This is a genomic window from Lysobacter sp. P5_B12 (assembly GCF_056400425.1).
The window spans coordinates 296,645-316,326 of record NZ_JBFULG010000003.1; the positions used below are offsets into that span (position 1 = coordinate 296,645).

The 19,682-nt window shown below is 67.2% G+C and carries 18 protein-coding genes and 3 tRNA genes; 8 read left to right on the plus strand and 13 right to left on the minus strand.

Going from position 1 to position 19,682, the window contains the following annotated elements:
* Position 1: 1 nt before the first annotated feature.
* Positions 2 to 2,539, minus strand: a complete 2,538-nt coding sequence (gene mutS / locus AC1DOM_RS07520) for a DNA mismatch repair protein MutS (RefSeq protein WP_498961945.1) — start codon at positions 2,537 to 2,539, stop codon at positions 2 to 4.
* 191 nt (positions 2,540 to 2,730) lie between these two features.
* Between mutS and AC1DOM_RS07525 the strand changes: the two genes are divergently transcribed.
* The 8 genes from AC1DOM_RS07525 to AC1DOM_RS07560 all read left to right on the plus strand — a co-directional run bounded on the left by AC1DOM_RS07525 (position 2,731) and on the right by AC1DOM_RS07560 (position 9,198).
* Complete coding sequence (locus tag AC1DOM_RS07525; RefSeq protein WP_498961830.1) at positions 2,731 to 3,228, plus strand: CinA family protein; 498 nt, start codon at positions 2,731 to 2,733, stop codon at positions 3,226 to 3,228.
* Positions 3,229 to 3,273: 45 nt separating this feature from the next.
* Positions 3,274 to 3,906, plus strand: a complete 633-nt coding sequence (gene lexA / locus AC1DOM_RS07530; RefSeq protein WP_498961832.1) for a transcriptional repressor LexA — start codon at positions 3,274 to 3,276, stop codon at positions 3,904 to 3,906.
* Between the two features lie 175 nt (positions 3,907 to 4,081).
* On the plus strand, positions 4,082 to 5,119 hold the full coding sequence (gene recA, locus AC1DOM_RS07535; protein WP_498961834.1) for a recombinase RecA: 1,038 nt from the start codon (positions 4,082 to 4,084) through the stop codon (positions 5,117 to 5,119).
* Positions 5,120 to 5,186: 67 nt separating this feature from the next.
* Positions 5,187 to 5,699 (plus strand): recombination regulator RecX, encoded by a 513-nt coding sequence (recX, locus tag AC1DOM_RS07540; RefSeq protein ID WP_498961836.1) that lies wholly within the window; start codon positions 5,187 to 5,189, stop codon positions 5,697 to 5,699.
* Positions 5,700 to 5,874: 175 nt separating this feature from the next.
* On the plus strand, positions 5,875 to 8,541 hold the full coding sequence (gene alaS / locus AC1DOM_RS07545) for an alanine--tRNA ligase (protein WP_498961838.1): 2,667 nt from the start codon (positions 5,875 to 5,877) through the stop codon (positions 8,539 to 8,541).
* A gap of 170 nt (positions 8,542 to 8,711) precedes the next feature.
* Entirely contained in the window at positions 8,712 to 8,921 is a 210-nt protein-coding gene (gene csrA, locus AC1DOM_RS07550) for a carbon storage regulator CsrA (RefSeq protein WP_498961840.1), read from the plus strand.
* A gap of 23 nt (positions 8,922 to 8,944) precedes the next feature.
* Positions 8,945 to 9,037 (plus strand) — tRNA-Ser (locus AC1DOM_RS07555).
* 84 nt (positions 9,038 to 9,121) lie between these two features.
* A tRNA-Arg gene (locus AC1DOM_RS07560) sits at positions 9,122 to 9,198 on the plus strand.
* Positions 9,199 to 9,359: 161 nt separating this feature from the next.
* Here AC1DOM_RS07560 and AC1DOM_RS07565 read toward each other — a convergent pair.
* From AC1DOM_RS07565 to AC1DOM_RS07620, 12 genes are all read right to left on the minus strand, one after another.
* On the minus strand, positions 9,360 to 10,229 hold the full coding sequence (locus AC1DOM_RS07565) for a DMT family transporter (protein ID WP_498961947.1): 870 nt from the start codon (positions 10,227 to 10,229) through the stop codon (positions 9,360 to 9,362).
* A 47-nt stretch (positions 10,230 to 10,276) separates the two neighbouring features.
* Positions 10,277 to 11,329, minus strand: coding sequence for a UDP-N-acetylmuramate dehydrogenase (murB, locus tag AC1DOM_RS07570; RefSeq protein ID WP_498961842.1), 1,053 nt, complete (start codon positions 11,327 to 11,329; stop codon positions 10,277 to 10,279).
* Positions 11,322 to 12,377 carry a quinone-dependent dihydroorotate dehydrogenase gene (locus tag AC1DOM_RS07575; protein ID WP_498961844.1) on the minus strand — a complete coding sequence of 352 codons (1,056 nt, stop codon included), beginning with the start codon at positions 12,375 to 12,377 and terminating at the stop codon, positions 11,322 to 11,324. The genes murB and AC1DOM_RS07575 overlap by 8 nt, the downstream gene beginning before the upstream one ends.
* A 19-nt stretch (positions 12,378 to 12,396) precedes the next feature.
* Positions 12,397 to 13,926: an L-piperidine-6-carboxylate dehydrogenase gene (gene amaB, locus AC1DOM_RS07580; protein ID WP_498961846.1), complete on the minus strand. Its 1,530-nt coding sequence runs from the start codon at positions 13,924 to 13,926 to the stop codon at positions 12,397 to 12,399.
* A gap of 22 nt (positions 13,927 to 13,948) precedes the next feature.
* Positions 13,949 to 14,022 (minus strand) — tRNA-Arg (locus AC1DOM_RS07585).
* A gap of 45 nt (positions 14,023 to 14,067) precedes the next feature.
* Positions 14,068 to 14,826, minus strand: coding sequence for an anti-sigma factor (locus AC1DOM_RS07590; RefSeq protein WP_498961848.1), 759 nt, complete (start codon positions 14,824 to 14,826; stop codon positions 14,068 to 14,070).
* Positions 14,823 to 15,413 carry a sigma-70 family RNA polymerase sigma factor gene (locus AC1DOM_RS07595; protein ID WP_498961850.1) on the minus strand — a complete coding sequence of 197 codons (591 nt, stop codon included), beginning with the start codon at positions 15,411 to 15,413 and terminating at the stop codon, positions 14,823 to 14,825. The genes AC1DOM_RS07590 and AC1DOM_RS07595 overlap by 4 nt, the downstream gene beginning before the upstream one ends.
* Positions 15,414 to 15,491: 78 nt before the next feature.
* Positions 15,492 to 16,328, minus strand: a complete 837-nt coding sequence (locus AC1DOM_RS07600; protein WP_498961853.1) for an alpha/beta hydrolase family protein — start codon at positions 16,326 to 16,328, stop codon at positions 15,492 to 15,494.
* Positions 16,325 to 17,119: a bifunctional hydroxymethylpyrimidine kinase/phosphomethylpyrimidine kinase gene (gene thiD / locus AC1DOM_RS07605; RefSeq protein WP_498961855.1), complete on the minus strand. Its 795-nt coding sequence runs from the start codon at positions 17,117 to 17,119 to the stop codon at positions 16,325 to 16,327. The genes AC1DOM_RS07600 and thiD overlap by 4 nt, the downstream gene beginning before the upstream one ends.
* Complete coding sequence (locus AC1DOM_RS07610) at positions 17,116 to 18,513, minus strand: PhoH family protein (protein WP_498961857.1); 1,398 nt, start codon at positions 18,511 to 18,513, stop codon at positions 17,116 to 17,118. The genes thiD and AC1DOM_RS07610 overlap by 4 nt, the downstream gene beginning before the upstream one ends.
* Complete coding sequence (locus AC1DOM_RS07615; protein ID WP_156642656.1) at positions 18,513 to 19,001, minus strand: peroxiredoxin; 489 nt, start codon at positions 18,999 to 19,001, stop codon at positions 18,513 to 18,515. Before AC1DOM_RS07615 ends, AC1DOM_RS07610 begins: the two co-directional genes overlap by 1 nt.
* Positions 19,001 to 19,561 carry a glycine cleavage system transcriptional repressor gene (locus AC1DOM_RS07620; RefSeq protein ID WP_156642655.1) on the minus strand — a complete coding sequence of 187 codons (561 nt, stop codon included), beginning with the start codon at positions 19,559 to 19,561 and terminating at the stop codon, positions 19,001 to 19,003. The genes AC1DOM_RS07615 and AC1DOM_RS07620 overlap by 1 nt, the downstream gene beginning before the upstream one ends.
* Between the last annotated feature and the right edge of the window lie 121 nt (positions 19,562 to 19,682).

Here is a 19,682-nt window from a genome sequence, read left to right on the forward strand (position 1 = left end):
GTTAAACCAGGCCCTTCAAGCGATACAGCGCTTCCAGCGCCTGTCGCGGCGTGAGCTCGTCCGGTTCGATTCCCGCCAGGGCTTCCAGCGCCGCCGACGAAGGGGCGAACAGACCGAACTGCTGCGGCGATTCCAGCGCTTCGACCGTCAACGGCATCGACGGCGCATCGCGCCCCTGTTGTTCGAGTTCCGCCAAACGCCCGCGCGCCTGCCGCACGACCGACTTGGGCAAGCCCGCCAGCGCGGCGACCTGCAAACCGAAACTGCGATTGGCCGGCCCGTCCTTCACCGCGTGCATGAAGACCAGCGTGTCGCCATGCTCGACGGCGTCGAGGTGCACGTTCGCGATGCCACTTCCCGGTTCGGCGAGCGCGGTGAGTTCGAAGTAATGCGTCGCGAACAAGGTGTAGCTGCGATTGACGGCCGCGAGATGGCGCGCGCACGCATCGGCCAGCGCGAGGCCGTCGTAGGTCGACGTCCCGCGCCCGATTTCGTCCATCAACACCAGCGATTCGCTTGTCGCGTGGTGGAGGATGTAGCTGGTCTCCGCCATTTCGACCATGAAGGTCGACTGCCCGCGCGCGAGGTCGTCGCCGGCCCCGATGCGCGTGAGGATGCGATCGATCGGCCCGATCTGCGCACGCGACGCCGGCACGAAGCTGCCGATGTGCGCGAGCAGCACGATCAACGCGTTCTGCCGCATGTACGTGGACTTGCCGCCCATGTTCGGGCCGGTGATCACGCGCATGCGCACCGCGTCGTCGAACACCAGGTCGTTCGGTTCGAAGGGTTCGTTGCGCACCGCTTCGACCACCGGATGGCGGCCGCGTTCGATGCACAGGCCCGGCGCGTCGCGCAATTCCGGGCGTGACCAATCCAGCACCTGCGCGCGGTCGGCGAAACACGCCAGCACGTCGAGTTCGGACAGCGCCGAGGCGCAACGCTTGAGTGATTCGAGGTCCTGGTTCAACGCATCGAGCAACCCTTCGTACAACAGCTTCTCGCGCGCGAGCGAACGTTCGCGCGCGGAGAGCACCTTGTCCTCGAATTGCTTGAGTTCCTCGGTGATGTAGCGCTCGGCGCCGGTCAGCGTCTGGCGGCGCGTGTAGTGCGTCGGCGCCTTGTCGGCCTGGCCCTTGCTGATCTCGATGAAATAACCGTGGACGCGGTTGTAGCCGACCTTCAGTGTCGCGATCCCGCTGGCGGCGCGTTCGCGGGCTTCGAGATCGACGAGGAATTGATCGGCGTTCGTCGACAGGCGCCGCAGTTCGTCGAGTTCGGCGTCGTAGCCTTCGGCGAAGATGCCGCCGTCGCGTGCGAGCACCGGCGGTTGCGGAACGATCGCCGAAGCGAGCAGGGCCGCGTGCGCGGCGTGTTCGCCCAGTGCGTCGGCGAGTGCCTGCAGACGCGGGGAATCCAGCGGTGCGAGGACGTTGCGGACGTCGGGCAGCATGCCCAGGCCATCGCGCAGCGTCGACAGATCGCGCGGGCGCGCACTGCGCAGCGCCACGCGCGTCAGGATGCGTTCGAGGTCGCCGAGTGCGCGGAAGCGTTCGCGCAGCGCGACATCGCCGCGCTGGTCGATCAGGGTGGCGACGGCATGGTGGCGCTCGCCGACGATGCGCCGGTCGCGCAGGGGACGATGCAACCAGCGGCGCAACAGGCGGCCGCCCATCGGCGTGATCGTCGAATCCAGCACGCCGAGCAGGGTGGTGCGCACGTCGCCGTCGACGCGCGTATCGAGTTCGAGATGGCGGCGCGTGGCGGCGTTCATCGCGATCGCGCCGTCGCTGGCTTCCAGCGCGATCGACGACAGATGCGGCAGGCGCTGCTTTTGCGTCTCTTCGACATAGCCGAGCAACGCGCCGGCGGCGGCGATCGCGCGCGGACGATCTTCGATGCCGAAGCCGGTGAGGTCGTGCAGGCCGAAGAATTGCAGGAGCTGGCGGCGGCCGCTGTCGGCGTCGAACAGCCACGGCGGGCGGCGACGTACGCCGGTACGCGCGATGATCGAAGCGGGAACGCCGTCTTCGTCGGGCACCAAAATTTCGGCCGGTTCGAGGCGCGCGATTTCGGCGTCGAGCGCGTCGTCGCCGTCGACTTCGTTGACCAGGAAGCGGCCGCTCGACAGGTCCATCCACGCGAGTCCGTAGCCGCGCTTGTCGCGCGAAAGGGCGAGCAGCAGTGTGTCGCGGCGTTCGGACAACAAGGCTTCGTCGGTGACGGTGCCCGGCGTGACGATGCGCACGACCTTGCGTTCGACCAGGCCTTTCGACAGCGCGGGATCGCCGATCTGTTCGCAGATCGCGACCGATTCGCCCAATGCGACCAGGCGCGCGAGGTAACCCTCGTACGCATGCACCGGCACGCCCGCCATCGGGATCGGTTGGCCCGCGGACGAACCGCGCTGGGTCAGCGTGATGTCGAGCAGGCGGGCGGCCTTGCGCGCGTCGTCGAAGAACAATTCGTAGAAATCGCCCATGCGGAAGAACAGCAGCACGTCCGGGTGCTCCGCCTTGGCGGCGAAGAACTGGCGCATGAGCGGCGTATGGGCGTCGTTGCGCGCGGCGGCGCGCGGGTCGATCGATTCGTGGAGGGACACGGCGTCGGGCAGGGCGGGATGCCATCGCAGTATGACAGCGCGCCGTCCGGCAGCGGCATCGCGCGCGCGATCCCTGCACTCGTCGGCGAATTGCGCTACAAGACGCGACTTCCCCCACGGCCGCCCCGATGACCGTCCCCGACGACCGCGCGCTGCACGCGCTTTCGCAAGACCTCGGCGAGCGCCTGCGCGCCGCGCGCCACCGCCTGGTGACGGCGGAGAGCTGCACGGGTGGCTGGATCGCCAAGGCGGTAACCGATATCGCCGGTTCGTCGGATTGGTTCGACTGCGGCCTGGCCGCCTACAGTTACGAGGCGAAGCAGGCGTTGCTGGGCGTGCGGTCCGAGACGCTCGAACGCTTCGGCGCCGTGAGCCGCGAGACCGTGATCGAAATGGTGTCGGGCGCGTTGGTGACCTCGGGCGCGACACTCGCGGTGGCCGTGACGGGGATCGCGGGGCCGGGCGGTGCCACGCCCGGCAAGCCGGTCGGAACGGTGTGGCTGGCCTGGAAACGCCGGGGCGGGTACCCAAAGGCCGAAGTGTTCCACTTCGACGGAGACCGCGAGGCGGTGCGGCGGCAGACCGTCGAAGCCGCGCTCCAGGGCCTGGGCGCCCTGTTGGACTGAGAAAGTGTTGACGGCCACCCGTGGTTAGCAGTAATACTACTAACCATGGACCTGACCGATACGCAGCAAGCCATCCTCGCCCTGATCGCTGAGCGCATCGAGCGCGACGGGCTCCCGCCGTCCCAGACGGAGATCGCCCACGCCTGCGGCTTCAAGGGCGTGCGCGCGGCGCAGTATCACCTCGAGGCGCTCGAACAGGCCGGCGCCATCCAGCGCATCCCGGGCGTGGCGCGCGGCATCCGCATCGTCGATACGGGCCATGCCAGGTCGGCGATGCCCGCCGCCAACGAGGACATGCTGCGGCTGCCGGTGCTCGGTCGCGTTGCCGCGGGCGTGCCCATCGGCGCGGACGTCGGCGGCGACAGCTACGTGCTGCTGGATCGCGTGTTCTTCTCGCCCACGCCCAACTACCTGCTGAAGGTGAAGGGCGATTCGATGATCGACGAAGGCATCTTCGACGGCGACCTGATCGGCGTGCATCGCACGCGCGACGCGCGCTCGGGCCAGATCGTGGTCGCGCGCGTGGACGATGCGATCACCGTCAAGCTCCTCAAGCTCTCCGCCGATCGCATCCGCCTGTTGCCCCGCAATCCGGACTACGCGCCCATCGAGGTGCAGCCCGGCCAGGATTTCGAGATCGAAGGCCTGTACTGCGGCCTGGTGCGACCCAATCGATGACCCCCATGAAAGCTTCGTATCGGTGTTTTCCTGACACGCGCGCGCGGCAATCCCTGATACCGCTGACCAGCGCGAAGGAAAAAAATACCAACCCATGCGAACTCGTCTCAATCCGCGCGACCGCCGCTCCGTAACGTCGTCGCCAACAGAAAGCCATCCCAAACAGGACACGACCATGGACGAGAACAAGAAGCGCGCCCTTTCCGCCGCCCTCGGGCAGATCGAGAAGCAGTTCGGCAAGGGCTCGGTCATGCGCATGGGCGACAAGGCCGTGGAGCCGGCGGAAGTCATCGGCACCGGCTCGCTCATGCTCGACATCGCGCTCGGCATCGGCGGCCTGCCCAAGGGGCGCGTCGTCGAAATCTATGGTCCGGAATCCTCCGGTAAAACCACGCTGACGCTGCAGACGATCGCGCAGTGCCAGAAGGCCGGCGGCACCGCGGCGTTCATCGACGCCGAGCACGCGCTGGATCCCATCTACGCGCAGAAGCTGGGCGTCAACATCGACGACATGCTCGTCTCGCAGCCCGACACCGGCGAGCAGGCCCTGGAAATCGCAGACATGCTCGTGCGTTCCGGTGCGGTGGACATGGTGGTCGTCGACTCCGTCGCCGCGCTCACGCCCAAGGCCGAAATCGAAGGCGAAATGGGCGACCAGCTGCCCGGTCTCCAGGCGCGCCTCATGAGCCAGGCCCTGCGCAAGCTCACCGGCAACATCAAGCGCAGCAACTGCATGGTCATCTTCATCAACCAGTTGCGCATGAAGATCGGCGTGATGATGCCGGGCCAGAGCCCGGAAGTGACCACCGGCGGCAACGCGCTGAAGTTCTATGCCTCCGTGCGCCTGGATATCCGTCGCATCGGTTCGGTGAAGAAGGGCGACGAAATCATCGGCAACGAAACGCGCATCAAGGTCGTCAAGAACAAGATGGCGCCGCCGTTCAAGCAGGTCATCACCGAAATCCTCTACGGCGAAGGCATCAGCCGCGAAGGCGAGCTGATCGAAATGGGCGTCAACGCCAAGCTCGTGGAGAAGTCGGGCGCCTGGTACAGCGCGTACGACGAGCGCATCGGCCAGGGCAAGGAGAACGCCCGCCAGTTCCTCAAGGACAATCCGCAGATCGCCGTCCGCCTGGAATCGGAACTGCGCGCGAAGCTCGCGCCTGCACCGGACGCACCGCGCGATGCGCCGGAAAGCACCGCCGAAGCCTGACCCATCGTCCTCCCCGTTGGCTATGGGATGGCGCAGCGGGGAGGACGGTCGGGTCTCCGATGAGGGCGTGTCGGTCGACGGCACGTCGGGTGCGGGCAGCGATTCACCTGCACCCAAACCGCGTCGAAAGAGACCCGAACCCACGCCGGCGCAGCGCGCGCTCGGCTTGCTGGTCCGTCGCGAACACTCTCGCGTCGAACTGACCCGCAAGCTCACCGCGCGCGGCGTCGAACGCGAAGACGCCGTCGCCGCCGTCGACAAGCTCGAGGCGGCCGGCTGGCAGAACGACGCGCGTTTCGCCGAACTCCTTGTGCGCAGCCGTGCGGCCACCGGCTACGGCCCGGTCCGCATCCGCGCGGAGCTCGGCATGCATTCCCTGGGCCGCGAGGCCGTCGCCACCGCCATGGAAACGGCAGAGGTGGATTGGGAGGCGCACGCGCGCGACCTGGTGCGTCGCCGCTTCGGCGAGGACCTCGCCAATGACCGCGATCGCCAGCGCAAGGCGGCCGATTGGCTCCTGCGTCGCGGCTTCACCGGCGCGCACGTGCGCGCGGCCACGCGTTTCGATCCCGACGACTGAGGCACGCCGGCGCGGTTGAATCCCCGGCGCGGAGCCCATACGCCTGCGGACACTGCTGCGCACGGCCTGATACGCTTGGCGCCTTCGGGAGCGCCGCTTCCGCGAGCGCCGGTCCGGCCACGCGGGGGCAGGTGCGTCCGCCGGAAACGCCCGGCCCCTTTCCCCCGGTTGCCTCATGAATTCGCCAAACGCCATCCGCACCACCGATCAGATCCGGTCCGATTTCCTCGCGTTCTTCCGCTCCAAGGGGCACACCGTCGTTCCGTCCAGTCCGCTGGTTCCGGGCAACGACCCCACGCTGCTGTTCACCAACGCGGGCATGGTGCAGTTCAAGGATGTCTTCCTCGGCGCAGAGAAGCGTAGCTACACGCGTGCGACGAGTTCGCAGCGCTGCGTGCGCGCCGGCGGCAAGCACAACGATCTCGACCAGGTCGGCTATACCGCGCGCCACCACACCTTCTTCGAAATGCTGGGCAACTTCAGCTTCGGCGATTATTTCAAGCGCGACGCGATCGCGTGGGCGTGGGAGTTGCTGACGCAAGTGTGGAAGCTGCCGCCCGAGCGCCTGCTGGTGACGATCTACCACAACGACGACGAAGCCTTCGACATCTGGAACACGGTCGTCGGCCTGCCGCCCGAACGCATCATCCGCATCGGCGACAACAAGGGCGCGCCGTACGCGTCGGACAATTTCTGGCAGATGGCCGACACCGGCCCCTGTGGCCCGTGCACGGAAATCTTCTACGACCACGGTGCGCACATCCCCGGTGGTCCGCCGGGTTCGCCCGATGAGGACGGCGATCGCTACATCGAAATCTGGAACAACGTTTTCATGCAGTTCGATCGCCAGCCCGATGGCACGCTCGTGCCGCTGCCGGCGCCGTGCGTGGATACGGGCATGGGCCTGGAACGCCTCGCGGCCGTGCTGCAGCACGTGCACAGCAACTACGAGATCGACCTGTTCCAGCACCTGATCCACGCCGCGGCGAAGATCACGCACACCGCCGACCTCGAACACAAATCGCTGCGCGTGATCGCCGACCACATCCGCGCCTGCAGCTTCCTCATCGTCGACGGCGTGCTGCCGTCGAACGAAGGCCGCGGCTACGTGCTTCGCCGCATCATCCGTCGTGCGGTCCGGCATTTCTGGAAGCTCGGTGCGCTGCAGGCTGATGGCGCGTTCTGGCGCATGGTCGCGCCGCTGTGCGAAGCAATGGGCGCGGCATATCCGGAATTGATCGCCAAGCGCGATCTCGTCGAACGCTCGCTCAAGGCCGAAGAAGCCGCGTTCGCGCAGACGCTCGACGCGGGCATGCAGCGCCTGGAAGGCTACCTGCACCAATCCGACGGCGCGCTCACGGGCGAACAGGTCTTCCAGTTGCACGACACCTACGGCTGCCCGCCGGATCTGATCGCCGACATCCTGCGCGAGAAGGGCATGACGCTGCCCGCGCAGACCACGGCCGAATACGAACGCCTGATGGAGCAGCAGCGCGAACGCGCGCGCGCCGCGGGCAAGTTCGGCGGCGGCATCGCCTTGCCGGGCGAATTGATCGCGCAACTCTCGCCGACGCAGTTCGAAGGCTACGACCACACCGAAGAAGACGGTTTGCTCGTGCAGGCCATCGTGCGCGACGGGCGTCCGGTCGATGCGCTGCGCGCAGGCGAAGAAGCGGTGATCGTGCTCGATCGCACGCCGTTCTATGCCGAGAGCGGCGGCCAGGTCGGCGACACCGGCCAACTCGCGACCGCGAATGCGCGCTTCGACGTGCGCGATACGCTGAAGCTCGCGGGACAGTTCCATGGCCACGTCGGCATGCTGGCCACGGGCGAAGTGAAAGTCGGCGACCGCGTCAGCGGCAGCATCGACACCCAGCGCCGCGCCGCCACCGTCCTCAACCACAGCGCGACGCATCTGCTGCACGCGGCCCTGCGCACCGTCCTCGGCACGCATGTCACGCAGAAGGGTTCGCTGGTCGCGCCCGATCGCCTGCGCTTCGACTTCTCGCATTTCCAGCCGGTCACCGCGCAGGAGCTGGCGACGATCGAGCGCATGGTCAACGCGGAAATCCGCGGCAACCACGCAGCCGACATCCACCACATGGGCATGCAGGAAGCGCTGGATTTCGGCGCGATGGCGCTGTTCGGCGAAAAGTACGGCGAGCGCGTGCGCGTGCTGCGCATGGGCGACACCTCCACCGAGTTGTGCGGCGGCACGCATGTCTCACGCACCGGCGACATCGGGCTGTTCAAGATCGTGTCGGAAGGGGGCGTGTCCGCCGGCGTTCGTCGCATCGAAGCGGTGACCGGGCAGGGGGCGCTCGATTACGTCACGGACGAGGAGCGCCGCTTGAACGACGCCGCCAGGCTGCTGGGTGGAAACGCCAGCGATGTGAACGAAAAACTCCGCGCACTGCTCGATCGGCAAAAGAAGCTGGAGCGCGAACTCGAACAAATGAAGGCGAAGGCCGCGTCGGGTGCGACGTCGGACCTCGCGGGCGGTGCCGTGGACGTGAACGGCACGCGCGTACTGGCCGTGCGCCTGGAAGGCTTCGATGCCAAGGCGCTGCGCGATGCGATGGATCGCTTGAAACAGCAACTCGGCGACGCGGTGATCGTCCTGGCCGGCGCGAGCGAAGGCAAGGCCGCGCTGGTCGCGGGCGTGAGCGGTTCGGCGGCCGGAAAGGTCAAGGCCGGGGAACTGCTGGCGCATGTCGCGAGTCGTATCAACGGCAAGGGTGGTGGGCGTCCGGACCTCGCGCAGGGCGGGGGCGACGACGGCCCTGCATTGCAAGCGGCGTTGGAGGCGGTTCCGCAGTGGGTGGCCGAGCGCCTACACTGATTGAACGGGCCCCGGCGTCTGTTTCCGGGGTGCATGACGAGTTGCGGTTGTGGGTGAACGTGGCCCGCGACTATGATCGTTCAGCTTCGAGCACCAATGGATGTGCCCCTCCGCGCGGTTTGTGCGGCGGGCTGGCCCAGCGGGATGGCCGCTGGCGAAGGAGACTCAACATGTTGATCCTCACCCGACGCGTCGGCGAAACACTCATGATCGGCGACTCGGTCACCGTGACGGTGCTGGGCGTCAAGGGCAACCAGGTCCGCATCGGCATTACCGCGCCGAAGGACGTCGCCGTGCATCGCGAAGAGATTTACCAGCGCATCCAGCGCGGCGAAGAACCGGGCGATCCGGGCAAGACGGGTTTGCCGGACGCAGGCTGAATCTGTAGACTTCGCCGCTCTCCGGAGACGTGCCCGAGAGGCCGAAGGGGCTCCCCTGCTAAGGGAGTATGGGGTCAAAAGCTCCATCGAGGGTTCGAATCCCTCCGTCTCCGCCAGTTGCAACGGGTCACGCGTTGCAACGATGGGAAAGAAAAAATTCGTTGACGAAACATCGACACGTTCTTCATAATTCCGCTCCTGCGCCCGTAGCTCAGCTGGATAGAGCACCAGGCTACGAACTTGGTGGTCGGGAGTTCGAATCTCTCCGGGCGCGCCATCCAAATAAAAAGGCCGATGCTTAAACGCATCGGCCTTTTTATTTGCTGGCGCTAAAGCGCGTCATGCCAAATTCCCCGCGCTGTCGCGCGCCCCCTTTTACTAAAAGGGGGCTCTTCCACCAGAGGGATTCGTCGCGGGCTTCGCTGCGCTCGCCTGCCGTTATTCGTTGGGTTGTGCGGCTTCGGTGGGGGCCGTCGTTGCGTGTTTGCGCAGCAATGTTGCTTCGCGGTGTGCGATGTAGACGTTTGCGCCGAAGATGATGCTTGCGCCCAGGACGGTGTAGCGGTCGAGGGCTTCGCCGAAGAGCAGCCAGCCGGCGACGGCGACGACCGGCAATTGCATGAAGCTGATGGGCGTGAGTGCGGAGACGTCGCCGAGTTTCAGGCCGCGAGTCCACAGCAGGTGCGCGCTCGTGCCCAGGACGCCGGCGGCGGCCACCCACAGCCACGTGATGCCGTGGGGCCATTCCCACACGAACAAGGCCGGCAACAGGGACATCGGGACCCACAGGCCCGTTGTGTACAGCACGATGCGGTCGGCCGGTTCTGTGCGCGAGAGTTGCTTGATCTGAATCGCCACCAGCGCGCTCAGGACCGCGGCGCTCAACGCGACCAGGGTGCCCAGGGTGAAGTTCGCGCTGCCGGGGCGCACGATGATGAGCACGCCGATGAAGCCGACCAGCACCGCCGCCCAGCGTCGCGCGCGCACGTGTTCGCCGAGCATCCACACCGCCGCGACGGTGACGAACAGCGGCGTGGAATACGACAGCGAGATCGCCTGCGCGAGCGGCAGGTGGCCGATGGCCCAGAAGCCGCAGAACATCCCGAGCACGCCGATCACGCAGCGGAGGATGTAGCGGGGGAAGTGGTTCGTGCGCAGGATCTGCGTGCCATGGCGCGCCAGCAGCGGCGTGGCCGCGAGCAGGCCGAAGAAGTTGCGGAAGAAGGCGATCTCGAAGGTGTGCAGCGTCTTCGAAGCCAAACGGATGGCCACCGCCATCAAGCCGAAGAGCAGGGCGCTGCCGAGCATCAGCGACGCCGCGCGCCAGTACCGTGCACCGTGATCGGCCTGGGCGGTCACCAACGTGCGCCGATGATGCGGGGTTCGGGTTCGATCGCCACGCCGAAGCGTTCTTCCACCGAGGCCGCGATGCGCCGCGCCAGCGCGAGCAATTCGCCACCCGTCGCGCGCCCATGGTTCACCAGGACCAGCGCGTGCGACGGCGCCACGCCCGCATCGCCTTCGCGGAAGCCCTTCCATCCGCATTGGTCGATCAACCAGGCGGCCGAGAGCTTGCGCGAGTTTTCGTCGGCGCCGCGGAACACCGGCGCGTGCGGATGCGCGTCGACGAGCGCTTCGGCCTGCGCGAACGGCACGATCGGATTCTTGAAGAAACTGCCCGCGTTGCCGATCACCGCCGGATCCGGCAGCTTGCGGCGGCGGATGCGGCACACCGCTTCGGCGACCTGCGAGGCGCGCGGCGATTCGATGCCCATCGCGGCGAGTTCGTCGCCGACGCCTGCGTAGTCGATCCGCACGCGCGTGGCGCGCGAAAGGCGGAAGTCGACGGCGGTGACGACGTAACGTTCGGGGTCGTGCTTGAACACGCTGTCACGGTAGGCGAATGCGCAGTCCGCCGCCGTGAGGCAGGTCATGCTGCGCGTCGTGCGGTCGAAGGCATGCACCGCGTGGATCGCCTCGCGCACTTCCACGCCGTACGCGCCGATGTTCTGGATCGGCGCGGCGCCGACCGTGCCGGGAATGAGCGCCAGGTTCTCCAGCCCCGCAAGGCCGTGGCCCAGGGTCCACAACACGAAGGCATGCCATTCGACGCCGGCATCGGCGCGCACGATCGCGGCGTCGCCATCGTCCTCGACCAACGCGATCGACTGCGCCGTCAGCGCAAGCACCACGCCTTCCGGATCGCCGGCGAACAACAGGTTGCTGCCGCCGCCGAGCACGARCACCGGCCCGTCGCGCAGCATCGCGTAGGCGAACAACTCGGGCAGGGCCTGCGTATTCGCCACTTCGACCAGCAGGGGCGCGCGCGCGGCGACGCCGAAGGTGTTGCGCGCATCGAGCTTCGCGTTCTCCACGATGCGGTATTGCGACGACAGGGACTCACCCATTCGGTGGCAGGTTCCCGCGGCTCGGCGCTTCCTTGCGGCGGCGCAGCGCATCGACGCACTCGCCGATCAACGCCGGCCCGCGATACACCAGGCCCGTATACATCTGTATGAGCGAGGCGCCGGCGGCCTGCTTGGTCGCCGCATCGGCGCCCGAGAGGATGCCGCCCACGCCGATCATCGGGATGTGCTCGGGCAGGCGCGTGCGCAGGCGGCGCAGCACGAGCGTCGACTTGCCCATCAAGGGCTCGCCCGACAACCCGCCGGCTTCGTTCGAATGCCGCACGCCGTCCATGCCGAAGCGGCCGACGGTCGTATTCGTCGCGATGACGCCATCGACTTCGAGATCGGAGAGCACGCGGCCGGCGGCATCGATGTCCTCGTCCGACAGATCCGGCGCGATCTTGACCAGCATCGGCGCGCGCCGCCCGTGCTGCGCGGCCAGGCGTTCCTGCGCTTCGCGCAGCGTGCCGACGAGGCGGCGCAGTTGTTGTTCTTCCTGCAACTCGCGCAGGCCCGCGGTGTTGGGCGAGGAAATGTTGACCGTCACGTAATCGGCGACCGGATACACGCGCTCCAGGCAATACAGGTAATCGGTCTCCGCCGACTCGTTCGGCGTGTCCTTGTTCTTTCCGATGTTGATGCCGAGCACGCCGCGTCGCCGCGCGCGTTCGACATTCTTCACCAGCGCATCGACGCCCGTGTTGTTGAAGCCCAGGCGATTGATCACCGCGCGCTGTTCCGGCAGGCGGAACATGCGCGGTTTCGGATTGCCCTCCTGCGCGCGCGGGGTCGTCGTGCCGATTTCGACGAAACCGAACCCCAGCGCGAGCAGCGCATCGATGTGCTCGCCGTTCTTGTCCAGGCCCGCGGCCAGGCCGACGGGATTGGGGAACTGCAGCCCGAACACCTTCGTGGGCAACGGCCTGGGCGCGCGCGACACCAGCGGATTGACGCCGCTGCGATACGCGGCCTCGAGCGCGGCGAGCGTCACGTCATGCGCGCGCTCGGCGCTCAGGCCGAAGAGGAAGGGGCGGGCGAGTCCGTACATCCGTGTCAGTGGCCCGTGGTCACAGGTCGAACTTGATGCCCTGCGCCAGCGGCAGCGCGTCGGAGTAGTTGATCGTGTTCGTCTGGCGGCGCATGTAGGCGCGCCACGCATCCGAACCCGATTCGCGACCGCCGCCGGTTTCCTTCTCGCCACCGAACGCGCCGCCGATCTCCGCACCCGAGGTGCCGATGTTGACGTTCGCGATGCCGCAGTCCGAACCCGAGGCCGCGAGGAAGCCTTCGGCCGCCTTGAGGTCCTGGGTGAAGATCGCCGACGACAGGCCCTGCGGCACGGCGTTCTGCATCGCAATGGCCTGATCGAGCGTCGAGAACTTCATGACGTACAGGATCGGCGCGAACGTCTCGTGCTGCACGATCGGCGTGTCGTTGGTCAGGCCCGTGATGATCGTCGGCAGCACGAAGTTCCCCTTGCCTTCGATTGCGGATCCACCGGTCTCGACCTTGCCGCCGGCCGCCTTCGCCTTGGCGATGGAATCGAGGTAGGCCTCGACCGCATCGCGGCTGTTGAGGGGCCCCATCAGGTTGGCCGGATCGGTCGGGTCGCCGATCTTCTTCTCCACTTGCTTGTACGCGGTGATCAGCTTCGACAGGACATCGTCGTGGATCGATTCGTGGACGATCAACCGGCGCGTGGTCGTGCAGCGCTGGCCCGCGGTGCCCACCGCGCCGAACACGATCGCGGGGATGGCCAGCTTCAGCTCCGCCGACTTGTCGACGATGATCGCGTTGTTGCCGCCCAGCTCCAGCAGGGAGCGGCCCATGCGGCGCGCGACGCGCTCGCCGACCATGCGGCCGACCTTGGTCGAACCGGTGAAGGAGATCAGCGGGATGCGCTTGTCGTCGACGAAGGCCGAGGCCAGGTCGCTGCCCGCATCGTTGAACAGGAAGAAGATGTCGGGGAAGCCCCCCTTCTTCAGCGCTTCGTTGCAGATCTTCATCGCGGCGATCGCCGAGAGCGGCGTCTTGGGCGAGGGCTTCCAGATCGCGACGTCGCCGCACACCGCGGCGATGAAGCTGTTCCAGGCCCACACCGCGACCGGGAAGTTGAAGGCGCTGATGATTCCCACGATGCCGATCGGATGCCACTGCTCGTACATGCGATGCCCGGGGCGTTCGGAATGCATCGTCAGGCCGTAGAGCTGGCGCGAGAGGCCGACGGCGAATTCGCCGATGTCGATCATCTCCTGCACTTCGCCGTCGCCCTCGGGCTTGGACTTGCCCATCTCCAGCGCGACCAGCGAACCCAGCGCGTCCTTGTGCACGCGCAGCGCTTCGGCGCACAGGCGGATGGCTTCGCCGCGGCGCGGCGCCGGCGTGGTGCGCCACACCTTGAAGGCCTGCTGCGCACGCTCGACGATGGTTTCGTAATCGGCCTGCGAAGTCGCATGGACCTTGGCGAGCACGCTGCCGTCGGTGGGGTTCACCGGTTCGATGACGCCCGCGTCCGTGGTCTTCGACCACTCGCCGTTGCCGAGGTAGGTGCCGGATTCGGTCTGGTTGAGGCCGAGCGCTTTGAGGACAGGATGCATCGCGAAACTCCAGAGGGGGGATCGGCCCTGACACGATTCGAACGTGCGACCTTCCCCTTAGGAGGGGGACGCTCTATCCAACTGAGCTACAGGGCCAAAATGGCCGCCGGGATTATCGCAGAGGATGCACCGCGCGGCCCACTACAGGTGGGTCAGCTGGCCCCGGCCGATCACGAATCCCGAGGGCTGGCCGGTCTTCGAGCCGCCCGGCGGCTCCATCGACACCGCGAGGGTCTGGTCGTCGCGCAACAAACGTGCGCGCAGGGCGTTCGGAACGGTCATCGATTGCAGCGGCGCGTCGTTGCCCACGCCCAGCGATTGCGCGGCGCCGTCGCTGGAGACGAGCCACACCTGCGGCACTTCGCCCGGCGTCGGATCCTTGACCAGCGGCATCAGCACCAGCGTGCAGGCATCGTCGTCGACGGCGGCCATGTAGGTCGTGCGGCCCTTGCCGTCGCTCATCGTGGTCATGAGGCGCACCGGATGCGGCAACGCCGAATGCACGGGCGCCGGCACGGCGGTGTCGGGTGTGCGGGGCAGGGCGACGAGCGCGATCACGCACGCGGCGGTCGCGGCCAGGCCAGCCATGCTCGCGCCGCGCCAGAACGCGATGCGATCCCACCAGTGCGTGTCTTCGACATCGGGCTTGCGTGCCGCATCGATCCCCGCGCGCACGCGCACCCTCGGCCACAGGTACATCGGCGGCACGACCGGTTCGATTTCATCCGCGAGCGGCGCCAGGCGCATGCGCCAGGCATCGATCGCGCGCGCGAGCTCAGGTTCACTCGCGATGCGCGCGGCGAAGGCTTCGCGCGCAGCGCTGTCCATCGTGCCGAGCACGTATTCGGCCGCGACGATGTCGTCGCCGCCCGGTCCGTAGATATCGTCGATCGTGCTCATGATTCCAGACACGTGCGCAATTGGATCAGGCCGCGGCGGATCCAGCTCTTCACCGTGCCGATGGGGGTGTCGGTGCGGCGTGCGAGTTCCTCGTACGTCGCGCCTTCGAAGAAGGCCGTGCGGATCAGCGTGCGGCGACGCGCCTCGAGTTGGTTGAGGCAGCGATCGAGCTGGCGCGTTTGCCCCGCGTGTTCGGCCAGCGCCGGTGCGGTGGGCGCGCTGTCGCTCACGTCGGACGCGAATTCGATCGGCAGCGTGTTGCGCGCCGTGCCGTCGCTGCGCAAGCGATCGACCGCCTTGTTGTGCGCGATCATCGCCAGCCACGAAATCGGGCTCGCGATCGAGGCGTCGTATTGCGCGGCCTTGCGCCAGATCGCGGCGTAGGCTTCCTGCACCGCATCCTCGGCCTCGTCGCGATCGGCCAACAGACGCAGGCACACGCCGAACAACTTCGCGGACGTCGCGTGGTACAGGCGCTCGAAGGCCTGCGCATCGCCCCCGGCGACGGCGGCGAGCAGGCGTTCCAGGCCGCTTCGGTCCATCGGCGGGTCTGCAGCGGCGTTGCGAAGGGCGAGGGTGTCTTCCATGCACGGTTCCACGCGGGGGCGCGGGTCGATCCTACGCCCAACCCGGCAGATACGCGTCGTGCCCGGCGGCGGATGCAGTCAGCGCAGCAACGCGTCGACGGTCGCGGCCGGGTGCTTCATCCAGTGGTAGTGATCGGCGCGCACGCCGGGTGCGGCGACCTCCAGCGCGGTGACGTCGCGGGGGGCTTCGGGCATTTTCGCGAGCAAGGCCCGCAGCGACGACGCCGGGGCGAGCCAGTCGTGCGCCATCCGCACCGCGTGGATCGGCACGGCGACGCGACGCAAGGCGACTTCCAGGTCCACCGCCAGATCCGCGGCGGCGTAGCGGCCGGTCAGCCCGCTGCGCGACCAATCCGCCATCACGCCCCGCGCTTCCTGCCCGCCGAACCCCAGCCGACGGCCCGGCAGTTTGCCCGCCGCGCGGGCGATGCCATTCAGCAGGTGATACGCCCCCGGCAACCACCAGCGCGAGCGCGGCGGGAATGCGTGCCAATCCGGCGTGCCACTGGCGACCAACCACACCGCCTGCGCGGTGCCCGGTGCGAGACCGGTGCGCACGCACGCCAGTTGCCCGCCCAGGCTGTGGCCGCCGACGATGCGCGCCACATCGGGCAGCGCATGTTCGATTGCGGCTTCGCACGCAGGCAAATCGGTCATCAGCAATTCGCGATAACCCCAGTCCACGCGCCGCGACGCGCGCACGCTGCTGCTGCCGAGCCCGCGCCAATCGGCGGCGAATACCGCGATGCCGCGCGAGGCGAGTGCGTCGGCGAAGGGCATGTAGTGACGTGCGGCGATGCCCATGCCACCGAGCCACAACAGGCTCGCGCGCGGTTGCGATGGAATGCGCGCGGACAGGACGAAGCGATGGCCGTCCTTCGCGACCACGGGCACTTCCATCGATCGCACTGTCATTGCGCGGCCCCGAAGTGATCGAGCACGAGAATGTCGCTGCGCCCCGGGCGATAACCGCCCGACAAAGCGCGATGCACGTAATCGGAGGCGGCGATGCACGCCGCGCGCACGTCGTCTCCCAGCGCGATCCGCGCGGCGATCGCCGAAGCGAGCGTGCATCCGGTGCCATGCGCTTCCAGGGCGAGGCGCGGGTGGGTGATCGCGTGCGTGCCCGAGGCATCGACCAGGATGTCGACTACCTCAGCACCACCTTGCAGATGCCCGCCCTTGAGCAACACCGCACCCGCGCCGCTTGCGCGCAGCGCGTTTGCGGCTCCGCGCATCGCTTCGATGGAATCGATGCGCGTGCCGAGCAACAGCTCCGCCTCCGGCAGGTTCGGTGTCGCGATCGTCGCGCGCGGCAACAGCCGCGTGCGCATCGCATCCAGCGCGTCGTCCGCCAGCAGCTTCGCGCCGCTGGTGGCCACCATCACCGGATCGAGCACGACGGGAACGTCCGGATGCGCGTCGAGCAACGCGGCGACGGCTTCGATCACCTCCGCCGTCGCCAGCATCCCAAGCTTGACCACGCGCACGTCGAAATCGTCGAAACAGGCTTGCACCTGCGCACGCAGGAACGCGATTTCCGGGACGTGCACCGCGGTGACGCCGCGCGTGTGCTGCGCCGTCAGCGCGGCGATGGCCGAGAGGCCATGCACGCGATGCGCGGCAAAGGTCTTCAAATCCGCCTGGATACCGGCGCCACCGCCGGAATCGGATCCGGCGATGGTCAGCGCGGCAGGCGTGGTCACAGCACTTCGGACGCGTAATCGGCCAGGCGCGAACGCTCGCCGCGACGCAGGGTCACGTGCGCGCTGTGCGTCCAACCCTTGAAGCGATCCACGGCGTAGGTCAGGCCCGAGGTGGTTTCGGTGAGGTAGGGCGTATCGATCTGTTCGACGTTGCCCAGGCACACGATCTTGGTCCCCGGGCCTGCGCGCGTGATCAGCGTCTTCATCTGCTTGGGCGTCAGGTTCTGCGCTTCGTCGAGGATGAGGTAACGCGAGAGGAAGGTGCGGCCGCGCATGAAGTTCATCGAGCGGATCTTGATGCGCGAGGCGAGCAGGTCGTTGGTCGCCGCGCGGCCCCAGCTGCCGCCTTCCTGGTTGTGCGTGAGCACTTCCAGGTTGTCGGTGAGCGCGCCCATCCACGGCGTCATCTTTTCTTCCTCGGTGCCCGGCAGGAAGCCGATGTCTTCGCCGACGCTGACCGTCGCGCGCGTCATGATGATTTCGCGGTAACGCTGCTGGTCCATCGTCTGCGCCAGGCCCGCGGCGAGCGCGAGCAGCGTCTTGCCCGTGCCGGCGGTGCCGAGCAGGGACACGAAATCGATGTCCGGATCCATCAGCGCGTTGAGCGCGAAGTTCTGCTCGCGGTTGCGCGCGGCGATGCCCCACACCGCGTGCTGGGTGTGGCGGTAGTCGTCGACGATCTGCAGCACGACCTTCGCGTCGTTGACGCGCGCGACCTTCATCTCCGCTTCTTCTTCGCCCGGCAGGAAGAGGAACTGGTTGGGATACCAGTCGTCGTCGTCGCGGCGCGCGATCTCGTAGAAGGTGCGGCCCTTCTCCGTCCACGACTTGAGTTCCTTGCCGTGGATCGACCAGAAATCTTCCGGCAACTCGGTGGCGCCGGTGTAGAGCAGGCTGAAGTCGTCGAGCGCGCGGTCGTTCTCGTAGTCTTCCGAGTCGATGCCCGCGATCGCCGCCTTGATCCGCAGGTTGATGTCCTTGGAAATGAACACCACCGGCGTGCCCGGTTCCTCGTCCTTCAGCGCGAGGATGGCGCCGAGGATGTGGTTGTCCGGAATCACTGCGCCGAAGCGCTTGCCCGCGTCGAAATTGGCGATCTGGAAGCGCAGGCGCCCGGCGGCTTCCTTCCCGCGCAGTTGCAGCCCGTTGGGGTTGGCCAGCGGAATGCCCGCGGCGATGTCCTTGACGCCCTGGGATTCGATCAGCTCGTTGAGGAAGCGGCTGACCTGGCGCGCGTTGCGCGAGGGCTCGGACGTGCCTTTCTTCGCGTTGTCGAGCTCCTCCATGACCTGCATCGGCAGGTACACGTCGTGCTCCTCGAACTTGAACAGCGCGGTCGGGTCGTGCATCAGCACGTTGGTATCGAGCACGTAGATCCGCGGGCTTCGGGTCATCAAGGCTTCCTGTGCGAGGTCAATGCATCGAGCACGGCCTGGGCGTGGCCGGGGACTTTCACGCCGCGCCAGCTTTGCGCGACGCGGGATTCTGGATCGATCAGGAACGTACTGCGTTCGATGCCGATGTACTTGCGGCCGTAAAGCTGTTTTTCCTTGATCACTTCGAACGCGTTGCAAAGCGTTTCGTCGGGATCGCTCACCAGCTCGAACCCGAAGCCCTGCTTGTCGCAGAAGTTCTGGTGCGAGCGCGCCGAGTCGCGCGAGACGCCGAGGATGTCGGCGCCGAGCTTGCGGAATTTCGGGAGCAGGGCGGCGAAGTCGCGGCCCTCGGTGGTGCAGCCGGGCGTGTTGTCCTTCGGGTAGAAGTACAGCACCAGCCAGCGGCCGGCATGGTCGGACAGCGTCGCTTCTCGCGTGCCGTCCTTGCCCGCGAGCGCCAGCGGCGCATCGAGGACCTTGCGGGGCAGCGGTTTGGCGGTCGCCATCAGAACTTCATCGGATCCATGATGGCGTCGAGGTTCAGGTGGTCGCAGAACTCGAGGAAGTCGTCGCGCAAGGCCGCGATGTGCATGTCCGACGGGATCCCGATGGTGACCTGCGCGGAGAACATGTCGGCGCCGGTCTGCATCGCACGGTAGCGCGAGCAGTGCAGGCTTTCGATGGTGATGCCCTGGCGGTCGAAGAAATCGGCCAGCTGGAAGAGGATGCCGGGCTTGTCGGCCGCCACCACTTCCACGATGTAGGGCAACAGGTTGGACTGCACCTGCTTGGGGCCGGTGCGATAGAACACCAGCTTCAGGCCTTCCTCGCGTTCGAGGCGGCCGAGCATGGTCTCGAGTTTGGCGACGGCATCCCACGACCCGGTGGCGAGCGCCGTGACCGAGACATCGCGCCCCACGGTACTCAGGCGCGCATCGACGAGATTGCAGCCGCTGTCGGAAATGCGGCGGGTGACCGCGAGCAGGGGCGACTGCGGGTGCGTCGTGTACGCGTTGATGAGCAGGTGGTTCTCGTTCGGCGCAGGACGGGTGGGGGTTTCGGTCAAGGCGGCCTTCCGAGGTCTGAACGAGTCCCCGAAAATCCTCCGGGGCCGCGGCCAGCATACTTGCCGCTGGTTTCACGCCGCAAGTAAGATCGCGACGGGCGGCGACGCTTCCGCTCATCCG